The 9,687-nt window shown below is 48.8% G+C and carries 11 protein-coding genes and 1 pseudogene; 9 read left to right on the top strand and 3 right to left on the bottom strand.

Annotated elements, in window-relative coordinates; genetic code table 11:
* Positions 1 to 346: recombinase family protein (locus ACINWC743_RS21340; protein WP_009586945.1), on the top strand; the 346-nt coding region annotated here is incomplete at its 5' end.
* Between the two features lie 240 nt (positions 347 to 586).
* Here the strand turns inward: ACINWC743_RS21340 and ACINWC743_RS21335 are convergent.
* Positions 587 to 1,666 carry an AraC family transcriptional regulator gene (locus ACINWC743_RS21335; RefSeq protein ID WP_004658508.1) on the bottom strand — a complete coding sequence of 360 codons (1,080 nt, stop codon included), beginning with the start codon at positions 1,664 to 1,666 and terminating at the stop codon, positions 587 to 589.
* A 216-nt stretch (positions 1,667 to 1,882) separates the two neighbouring features.
* Between ACINWC743_RS21335 and ACINWC743_RS21330 the strand changes: the two genes are divergently transcribed.
* The 3 genes from ACINWC743_RS21330 to ACINWC743_RS21320 all read left to right on the top strand — a co-directional run bounded on the left by ACINWC743_RS21330 (position 1,883) and on the right by ACINWC743_RS21320 (position 4,945).
* Positions 1,883 to 2,203, top strand: a complete 321-nt coding sequence (locus ACINWC743_RS21330) for a 2Fe-2S iron-sulfur cluster-binding protein (protein WP_004658513.1) — start codon at positions 1,883 to 1,885, stop codon at positions 2,201 to 2,203.
* A gap of 49 nt (positions 2,204 to 2,252) precedes the next feature.
* On the top strand, positions 2,253 to 3,644 hold the full coding sequence (locus tag ACINWC743_RS21325; RefSeq protein ID WP_004658516.1) for a cytochrome P450: 1,392 nt from the start codon (positions 2,253 to 2,255) through the stop codon (positions 3,642 to 3,644).
* An 86-nt stretch (positions 3,645 to 3,730) separates the two neighbouring features.
* Positions 3,731 to 4,945: an NAD(P)/FAD-dependent oxidoreductase gene (locus ACINWC743_RS21320; protein WP_001193555.1), complete on the top strand. Its 1,215-nt coding sequence runs from the start codon at positions 3,731 to 3,733 to the stop codon at positions 4,943 to 4,945.
* Between the two features lie 38 nt (positions 4,946 to 4,983).
* Here ACINWC743_RS21320 and ACINWC743_RS21315 read toward each other — a convergent pair whose 3' ends face one another.
* Complete coding sequence (locus ACINWC743_RS21315; RefSeq protein WP_004656998.1) at positions 4,984 to 5,214, bottom strand: IS5 family transposase; 231 nt, start codon at positions 5,212 to 5,214, stop codon at positions 4,984 to 4,986.
* A 656-nt stretch (positions 5,215 to 5,870) separates the two neighbouring features.
* On the opposite strand from ACINWC743_RS21315, the gene ACINWC743_RS21305 reads away from it, so the two are divergent.
* The 5 genes from ACINWC743_RS21305 to ACINWC743_RS21285 all read left to right on the top strand — a co-directional run bounded on the left by ACINWC743_RS21305 (position 5,871) and on the right by ACINWC743_RS21285 (position 9,360).
* A complete protein-coding gene (locus tag ACINWC743_RS21305; protein ID WP_000149466.1) occupies positions 5,871 to 6,740 on the top strand; it encodes a metal-dependent hydrolase in 870 nt (289 codons plus the stop codon).
* Positions 6,741 to 6,823: 83 nt separating this feature from the next.
* Positions 6,824 to 7,450 (top strand): TetR/AcrR family transcriptional regulator, encoded by a 627-nt coding sequence (locus ACINWC743_RS21300; protein ID WP_000952904.1) that lies wholly within the window; start codon positions 6,824 to 6,826, stop codon positions 7,448 to 7,450.
* Positions 7,447 to 8,418, top strand: coding sequence for a BtrH N-terminal domain-containing protein (locus ACINWC743_RS21295; protein ID WP_000186299.1), 972 nt, complete (start codon positions 7,447 to 7,449; stop codon positions 8,416 to 8,418). The genes ACINWC743_RS21300 and ACINWC743_RS21295 overlap by 4 nt, the downstream gene beginning before the upstream one ends.
* A gap of 56 nt (positions 8,419 to 8,474) precedes the next feature.
* Positions 8,475 to 8,939 carry a PaaI family thioesterase gene (locus tag ACINWC743_RS21290; protein WP_000378064.1) on the top strand — a complete coding sequence of 155 codons (465 nt, stop codon included), beginning with the start codon at positions 8,475 to 8,477 and terminating at the stop codon, positions 8,937 to 8,939.
* 1 nt (position 8,940) lies between these two features.
* Positions 8,941 to 9,360: a PaaI family thioesterase gene (locus ACINWC743_RS21285; protein WP_000029507.1), complete on the top strand. Its 420-nt coding sequence runs from the start codon at positions 8,941 to 8,943 to the stop codon at positions 9,358 to 9,360.
* 91 nt (positions 9,361 to 9,451) lie between these two features.
* Here ACINWC743_RS21285 and ACINWC743_RS24125 read toward each other — a convergent pair.
* Positions 9,452 to 9,574, bottom strand: a pseudogene (locus tag ACINWC743_RS24125) (helix-turn-helix domain-containing protein); the annotation flags it as partial.
* Positions 9,575 to 9,687: the final 113 nt, after the last annotated feature.

Raw genomic sequence — 9,687 nt, 5'->3', positions numbered from 1 at the left:
ACAAGATCTTGGGCATTTCGGGGTATCTCTGGTGGCACAAACAGGTTTGCAGTTTGACCTTTCCACATCTCAGGGAAAGCTCATGGCTTCTGTGATGTCTGCATTAGCAGAGTTTGAGGGAGATTTACTACGTGAACGTGTGCGCTCTGGTGTAGCAGCGGCACAAGCGCGTGGCGTTGTGTTTGGTCGTCGTCCTGGTCAACGTACCAAGTCAGATCGTCTGGCACCTAAAGTGTTGGAGTTGGTGTCTGCTGGACACTCTTATCGACAAGTCGGTCGGCTGGTCAATCTAAGCAAAAATACCGTGTTGGATATCGTTAAAAGAAGTCGGAGTGAAAATCCTTAGCGTGCTATATTTTCCGTTTCCTGAGACGACCCCTAACTGAAGACATTGACGGTGGATGGGCTGCAATGGGAATTAAAACCTCTACAGAGTTCACAGCGGGTTGCAAGCGTTGGGTTGAGTTGAGGTTATCGGATTGGAAGTGGAGGGCTGCCATATGATTGCCATCTCTGACATAGCGTTTTAAGGTATTTTTCTAGGGCGTATTGATGTTTCAACGTATTAACAATCATACGAACAACCTCATTCTCTCAGGTCATTTTCTTCTTGCCGATGGGTGATTTTTCGCCGATAAGCACTTGGTGATACACCAAACCAGCGTTTAAACGCGCGCCGAAAATTAGCAGAGTCGTGGTAATTCAGTAAGCTGGCAATTGCCTCGACCGATATTTGAGGGTCATGTAAATAACTACTGGCTTTCTCAGATAAAATCCGATCTCGAATCAGCCGGTAACTCGTGTTCTCTTTGACCAGACGTCTGGCCAGCGTACGCTTATTCATAAACAAGGCTGCAGCCAGATCCTCTTCACTCAGTTGCCCGAGCGGATAGGACAGCATGGCTTTTTGCACTTGGTAGGTGGTGCTGTGTTGTTGGGTCTTGAGCCGGTTGAGGATCATTTCGCATTGTTGCATCGCCAGCAGATAGCTATCGTGCTGCGCGGATGCATTGGCAATCAAGCACAACTCGGTCGGCACTCGGATCGACAGTTGTGGCTGATCAAACTGATAGGTACCGGCAAGATAATCCGCGTAACAGGCATGATGATCGGGGGCGGGATGGCTAAACTGAATCACCGCCTCGGTCAGCGGTCGTCCAACAATAAATTCGGCACATTCCGAAAAAATCACCGCAACAGTTTCGGACAGTAGCCGATGTACTGCATGACTCAAGGTCTGCTCAAAGAAAATCAAGCAGGTCGTCCACTCAGCATTGGTGTGTGTTTCGAGCCTAATCAAACTCATACGGGTCGGCAAAAAAGTTTGAAACGCTTGTAACACGGCCAATAAGTTCGGGCTGCTATTGATTAAAAAGCCCATCGAGCCATGTGTTGACGGCGTGAGCCGCTGCCCTAAACGCAAGCCAAACTGATCGGATGCGGACAACTCCAAGCTATTTTGTAAGATTTGAATCTGTTGGCTGGCCGTGATCATCGTGTCGTCACGCATCAGTTGTTCAGCGGTCAGCGTGGTGAATTTTAATAGTTTAGGTAGGTCACGCGCCTGCAAGTCCAGCTCTCGGCCAATCAGACGGGTATAGCTACAGGGGATATTAGCAGATTCACTTGTACTGGCGAGACCAGTCAGCAGACTTGGATGCAACATGGCTCAAACACCTCAATAACAGACCAGTATGAAAGAACATCGACTAGAAAAATGCAATCGACGATGGGGCTACAGCGCCATAATCGTCTTTTAATGACCCTATATTGTCAACAAGAGACCTGTAAGCAGTATGGATACATGTCTATTATGAGTAAAGAGGGATGGCTATTTTCATCGGCGTCACCAGCAACCGTATACCACACAGGAGTAGTAATAATGGGTCAAATTACATTGATCGAGTATGACGGTACCGCCACCGTACTTGACATCGAAGCGGGCAAGTCGCTGATGCAACTGGCTATCGATCACGGCGTATCCGGCATTGATGGAGATTGCGGTGGCGAATGTGCTTGTGGAACCTGTCATGTGATCGTTGACGGTGCTTGGCTGGCGGCGACAGGACAGCCCAATGACGAAGAGGCGCGCATGCTAGAGATGGTACCAGAAGGTACGGCGTCGTCTCGTTTGGCGTGCCAGATTCAATTGTCCGATGCAATGGATGGCATGGTGGTGCATTTGCCTGAGTTTCAAATGTAGTGACGGCAGATTTCAACAGCTGTTAAGCATCATCATTGAGGAATGAATCATGAAAAACATGCAAGCCACACTAAACCAAATTTCAGCCCTGCTGCCGATACCCATGCATTTACAAGTGAAAGGCATGCAGGTGTTCCAAAAGGTCAAGCAACGGGTGACACAGGCGCAACCGTTCCCTGATTTTGTAGAAAAGCCAATCCCCGATGTTGCCACGCTCAAGCTCGAAGACATCGATATGAGCAATCCGTTTTTATATCGACAGCATCAATGGCAGTCATACTTTAAGCGGCTACGCGACGAGCGTCCTGTTCATTACCAAAAAAGCAGTCCATTCGGTGCATTTTGGTCGATTACCCGTTATGACGATATTGTGTTCGTGGACAAATCCCACGAGCTGTTTTCGGCGGAACCGGTGATTGTGATTGGCAAGCCGCCCGCCGGACTGGATGTGGAAATGTTTATTGCAATGGATCCGCCTAAGCACGATGTGCAGCGTCAAGCGGTACAAGGTGTGGTCGCACCGAAAAATTTAAAAGAAATGGAAGGGCTGATCCGCAGTCGGGTACAAGAGATTTTGGATGATTTGCCGCTCGATACGCCGTTTGATTGGGTGGAGCGGGTGTCCAAAGAAATCACCGCACGCATGCTGGCGACCTTGTTAGATTTTCCGTATGAACAGCGGCACAAGCTGGTGTACTGGTCTGATACGTTGGCGGGCAGCGCAGAAGCCACGGGCGGTGAGATTAGCGACAACGATGTGCTTTTTAATGCCGCCGCTGATATGGCCAAGCAGTTTGCCGCGCTGTGGCATGCCAAGGCGGCTCAGCAAGCGGCAGGTGAGCCGATGGGATTTGATTTGATTAGCTTAATGCTGAGCAATGACGATACCAAGGATTTGATTCACCGTCCGATGGAGTTTTTGGGCAATTTGGCCTTGCTGATTGTCGGTGGGAATGACACCACGCGGAACTCCATGACCGGCGGGGTATATGCGCTGAACCTGTTTCCTGAGCAGTTTGTCAAACTGAAAAACCAACCGAGCCTGATTCCAAATATGGTGTCCGAGATCATTCGCTGGCAGACCCCACTGGCGTATATGCGTCGCATCGCCAAGCAAGACATCGAGATGCACGGCCAAACCATCCGTAAGGGCGACAAGATCTTAATGTGGTATGCCTCGGGCAATCGTGACGAGCGGGTGATTGAACAGCCAGATGCGTTTTTGATTGATCGTAAAGGTGCACGCAATCATTTGTCATTTGGCTTTGGTGTGCATCGCTGTATGGGCAATCGCTTGGCCGAGATGCAGTTGCGGATTCTGTGGGAGGAGTTATTGCTTCGCTTCGACAATATTGAGGTATTGGGTGAGCCAGAGTTGGTGCAGTCTAACTTTGTGCGCGGCTATGCCAAGATGATGGTCAAACTGACTGCCAAAGCGTAGGTATCAAAATAGGCGACAGAGGCATTTTGCAACTGTCGTCGGCAACAATTGATGCTGTGCATCAACCATGAACTGAGTGAATTCATATGCAAACAATCGTCATCATTGGCGCAAGTCATGCTGCGGCGCAGTTGGCGGCAAGTCTGCGGCCAGATGGCTGGCAGGGCGAGATTGTGGTGATCGGCGATGAGCCGTATTTGCCGTATCATCGACCGCCGTTGTCCAAGACCTTTTTATGCGGTGCACAACTGGTCGATGAGTTATTGATTCGGCCAGCCGCTTTTTATCAAAAAAATCAGATCGAATTTCGGCACGGGCGGGTGGTTGCGATTGATCGGGCAGCGCGCAGCGTGACACTACAAGATGGCAGTACGCTTGCGTATGACCAGTTGGCGCTGTGTACCGGTGCACGAGTCAGGACGGTGTCGCTGGCTGGGTCTGATTTGGCAGGTGTGCATTATCTTAGAAATATCAGCGATGTACAGGCTATCCAGCCATTTGTACAACCCAACGGCAAAGCAGTGGTGATCGGTGGTGGCTATATCGGTCTTGAAACAGCCGCCGCATTGACCGAGCAGGGCATGCAGGTGGTGGTCTTGGAAGCCGCCGAGCGGATTTTGCAGCGGGTAACTGCACCGGAAGTGTCGGACTTTTATACGCGGATTCATCGCGAACAGGGTGTGACGATTCATACCGGTGTGTCGGTCACGGCGATCACGGGTGAGGGGCGGGCGCAAGCGGTGCTGTGTGCCGATGGTTCGATGTTCGATGCAGATCTGGTGATCATCGGGGTCGGGGTTGTACCGAATATCGAGTTGGCGCTGGACGCGGGCTTGCAGGTGGACAATGGTATTGTGATTGATGAGTATTGCCGTACCAGTGCGCCAGAGATTGTGGCCATCGGGGATTGTGCCAATGCGTTTAATCCGATTTATCAGCGGCGGATGCGCTTGGAGTCGGTACCAAACGCCAATGAACAGGCCAAAATTGCCTCGGCGACCTTGTGTGGCTTACAGCGGACCTCGAAGAGTTTGCCTTGGTTTTGGTCAGATCAGTATGATCTAAAGTTGCAGATTGCGGGACTCAGTCAGGGGTATGATCAGATCGTGATTCGGGGTGATGTGCAGCAAAGGCGTAGCTTTGCAGCGTTTTATTTGCAGGCGGGTCGCCTGATTGCGGCGGATTGTGTGAATCGTCCGCAGGAGTTTATGCTAAGCAAAAAGCTGATCACGGCTGGTACGGCGGTCGATCCACTGCGGTTGGCGGATGAGTCGATTGCGGTACAGGCGTTGATGGGGTAGCTTAAAACTACATCAGGCTAGATTTGCATTACGCTGATTCAGATGTTAATCAGAATGGCATCGATAGATACCTGTGAGAGCAAGTCAGGTGCAGCTTTGGCTTTGTGTAATTCACCACCCGTGATCGCAAACACGATGGGTAATCCATACCCATCTACGGCAAGATGGATCTTACTTGTCTTGCTACCTCGACTTAAGCCAATCGCCTCCTGATCGTGAGTTGCAGCACGTGCATTATGTTGATGTGCCTTGACGTAATTGCTATCCATAACCCCTACTCTATATCAGAGTCAGTAGATAAAACCCTGAGTATGCTTTGGAAAAAACCTTTTGCTGACCAGTCGTTGTATCTTTTGTAGAGATTAGGCTGCTGACCAAACTCAGTCAGGAGGTAGGTCTAGCCATGGACATTTCACCCACATTCTGTAGAGCATGGCTTCTACGGTGAGCCGTAAATTTGGTTTGTGATCAATGTCCTGTTGCTTGAGCATAGGAGAAATCTTTGCTCAATGTTGGTCGTTCAGCATAAAGCGTGGCATGGTGGACTCGGATGGGGAGAGCTTTAATTCTCTGAGTCTGCCTCCAATTTGCAATCAATATTTTCAAACGTCAACACACTCTAATGTAAAAAAACTAACATTAAAAAAACACCTCTGCCAAAAGGTCTGGTAGCTATATTCGATGTCAAAGATGATCTGGCTCACCTGCTGCGTTGTTAACTCATTCTATCAAATTTTGAGGACAGGCTTGACATTTGGTCAATCGACCAATATATATTCAAAATATGCATTTGGTCATTTGACCAATACCCGTTGAATTCTTGTGTGATATTTGCTGTGCCTGACCAAGGTGAAAAATATTGCTCAAGGTCAAATGTGATAGCAGGTTTACAGACATTCGATGCCTTTACAAGGAAACTCTCGCCATGACTCATATGATCAATATCCAGCCACGTAAGCCGCGGTTTGATTTAAGTGATGTTCCAGTTTTTTGGAACGACGGTGACCCGGTGTTAACACGCTTCTTTGATGCACTTTCTATTCACTTCCCCGATGGAGAGCGTTTTTTTATTCAGTCGGTGCGTAACTATCAGGATCTGGTCACAGATCCTAAACTGAGAGAAGATATCAAAAACTTTTTTCGCCAAGAAGCGCAACATGGCATTGTGCATGACCAGTATAATGCGGTGATGCAGTCGCAAGGCATTCATGTCGAAAAGGTCATCGCAAGATTCAAATTATTTATTCGGCTCTCCCAAAAACACCTGCCCGCCAAGTATCTGTTGGCCATGACAGCTGCCTTTGAACATATTACTGCTGTACTAGGCGAGGGTGCTATGGAGGGTGAGGGTGAGATGTTCAAGAATGCTCATCCCGCAATGCGTGCCATGTTCATGTGGCATGGGGTAGAAGAAGTCGAACACAAAACAGTAGCCTTTGATGTTTACGAAACAGCGGCAGGTGGGGGGTATTTCACCCGCGCATCTGCTTTGATTATCGGAACGCTACTGGTACATGCGGTGGTTGGCTCAGTTCTTTGGCATATGTTGAAAATTGACAAACTACAAGGTCAGCCATTGGTGCTTGCTAAGGGATTTTATCGCCTCTATGGACCACGTGGCCTGATTACCAGACTTATTCCACGCTATCTGGACTGGTTTAAGCCAGGTTTCCATCCTAGCGACACCGAAATCCCAGAAAAGGTTAATTCTTGGCTGGCTGAATATGATAAGCATCAAGACCCTATGGAAGCGTCACGAATTGTTTTTAATGTCCCCATTGCAAAAGCTGTATAGATCAGGAGAGACCGTGAAAGACTCGACTCGACTTGACCAAGTCGAGTAACCTGTCTTATTGATATAATGTTATGAGTCAAACTATGTTGAGTAGTGAATCTACGCGAGTCGAAGTTGCTGACCGCGAGAGAGTATTAGCCGCTTCTGCCAAGCTGTTTCGAGAAAAGGGTTTTGAGCGTACCAGTGTGCGAGAAATTGCCAGTGCTTGTGGTATTCTTCCAGGCAGTCTGCATTACCGCTATCGTAGTAAAGACGATATTTTGGTTGATATGATGCGGCTTGCTATTGAGAGAACTATTTACAGGATTGTTGAGGCGACTTCCGCGATTCAAGATCCACTCAAAAAAATGCAATCGGCACTGCAGACACATGTCGATATCCTTATGTCGGGTGACGATATGGTTTATGTGTTGTTGTTTGAGTGGCGCTCGGTACATGGAGTCGCACGTGAGCAGATTATTGCTGAGAGAGACAGATACGAGCGATATTGGCAGACAATTCTTGATGATCTGCAGTCTTATGGTTGTATCCGAAACGATGTGGATGCAGATCTGTTAAGACTGATTGGGCTAGGAGCAATAAACTGGGCTGCCACTTGGTATAAAGAAAATGGTAAGTACAATCTTGAACAGATCGCGGATGCGATATGGCAGATGATGACAAGAGGCATCCTTAATCCAGATTTTCACGAAGAGGCAAAAAACCTGTGACCAACTATAAGACTCCATCCCGTATCACGCACGCCATCGGGAGGCATTGTGGCAGCTCCGCAATTCGTGATTTGCTCGAGTTTAATGGGCTGAATATTTCCGAGGCCATGTGCTTTGGATTAGGCTCAGGGCTTGGCGTGACCTATTTGGAAATGGCTGACGCCCCTGTGCCATTTTTAGTGCATGTGCGGTCTTTGGGGTTTGAAGCGCGCGTATTTGAAAGTATCGGTATACCCTTTGAGTGGCAAACCTTCGAGTCACCCGAATCGGCAGCCACCGCGCTGGAGAAATGTTTGGATGCGGGTCACCCCACCCTGTTGCTGACGGATATTTTTTATTTACCTTACTTCAACAGCAGCACGCACTTTCCCGGTCACGCCATAGCCGCTTGGTCGAGAAATCCAGAGACAGGTGCGGTATTTGTCACCGATACCGAGCGTCCGAGTGTTTTGTCGGTGACGCGAGAGGCACTGACCCGCGCACGTTTTTCTACACAGCCCCCATTTATTCACTATGGCAATATGTTCACGCCCACCGCGTTTCAAGGCGAAATTACCCCCGAGATGATTACCGGTGTCATCCATGACAACGCCAAGTCATTAGCTGTGAGTGGCATATCGGCACTGGAAACATGGCTGGCCGAACTGAGTCGTTGGGGAGCCACAGGCGATTGGCACTGGACGACCCGATTTGCCTACCAAATTATTGAAAAGCGTGGCACAGGTGGCGGCGGCTTCCGCAAAATGTACGCTGAATTCCTTGATGAAGCGGTTCACTATGACGCAAGTGTACAGCAATATCGACTGCCCCTGTTAATGAGGGCTTGCGAAAAAGCATGGACGGCATTAGCCATGTGTTTGAAGTCTGCCTCGGAAAGCACAAACTTTCCATATGCCGCCATTGAAGAGGCCATTGTGGCGGTGATGCAGGCCGAACGTAATTATACAGATGCCGCCCTTGCACTTTGAGACGTGCCGCTAATTTTTTCGCAATAAAATCAGCCAGCAATGGCGGGAGTTCAAAAATGGACAGTAATAACACGGCACACCTGACCATGGCTAAGGCGTTTTTTGGTACTAATCACCCTTTATTCAATATGTTCAATATTAGTGTTGGTGCAGTGAGCGATGGTCATGCCGAGATGACGATGCCCTTCTCTGAGCAACTCTCTGACCGTAAAGGCTCACTGCATCGAGGGGCTTTGGTGACGCTGCTGGATACGACTTGCGGCTTATCTATTTTTTCGTCATTGCGGTCGTTAGAGCCGATTGCCACTATTGATTTGCGTGTCGATTTTTTGCGACGTATTCCCTCTGCGGTAGGTTTAAAGGCGATAGTGGATTGCATTGGTAGAACCGATACGGTGGCCTTTATCACGGGCCGAGCGGTTGCAGAAGACAGTGGTGAGCTACTGGCTACTGTCACTGGTTCTTTCGCAATCGGCACGATGGGACCCTCTTTTGACAGCAATGAAGCGCGAGGCGAGTGATATGAGTATAGTAAATCAGATGAGCGCGGAAACACCCCCACTAAAATTGTGTGACGAGCCTTTTGTCGATTTTCTAGGTTTTCGTGAGGAAATGCAACATGGAGAAATACAGTACTTTATGGACTTTCGTGATTCGCATATCGGCAACCCGATGATTGGCACGTTTCATGGCGGCATTCTCGCGAGTTTTGGTGAAGTGGCCGCCGCCGCCTATCTTGCCCGTCAGCGTGGTGATAATGAGCTGCCCTTATGCTCCACGATGACCTTTGATTACCTGCGGCCAGCATTTATAGGTACGTTACAGGCAGTCCCCAGTATTGTTCGTGCGGGTCGGCGCATTACGACAGTATCGGTTCAGTTACTACTTGATGGCAAGTTGGTTTGTATCGGTCGATTCCTGTTTACGGTTAGCAGCAAATAAAATTGGAGCAAGCTCAGTTCAGGATGCCGACCCTGTTTTACTCAGAAAAATTTTCAATAGATAGACAAATAATATCAAATAGCTGGAACTACTACTGATACCGATACAGCGTTGGCGCAGAAATCCCAAACTCCTTCGCCAATGCTCGCTTGGTTTTGTAGTCGCCAGATTCAAGACGTTGATGCAGCAGAGCCACTTGTTCAGGAGTCAGTGACGGCTTACGGCCCTTGTAGGGGTCGTCTCAGGAAACGGAAAATATAGCACGCTAAGGTTTTTCAATTGCGCGCAATGGCCTAAATTTTCCACCACCTATCTTGGCTTTGCTTC

The sequence above is a fragment of the Acinetobacter sp. WC-743 genome (assembly GCF_000335555.1).
GTDB classification, from domain to species: domain Bacteria; phylum Pseudomonadota; class Gammaproteobacteria; order Pseudomonadales; family Moraxellaceae; genus Acinetobacter; species Acinetobacter bereziniae.
This window is presented reverse-complemented; position numbering and strand designations above follow the sequence as displayed.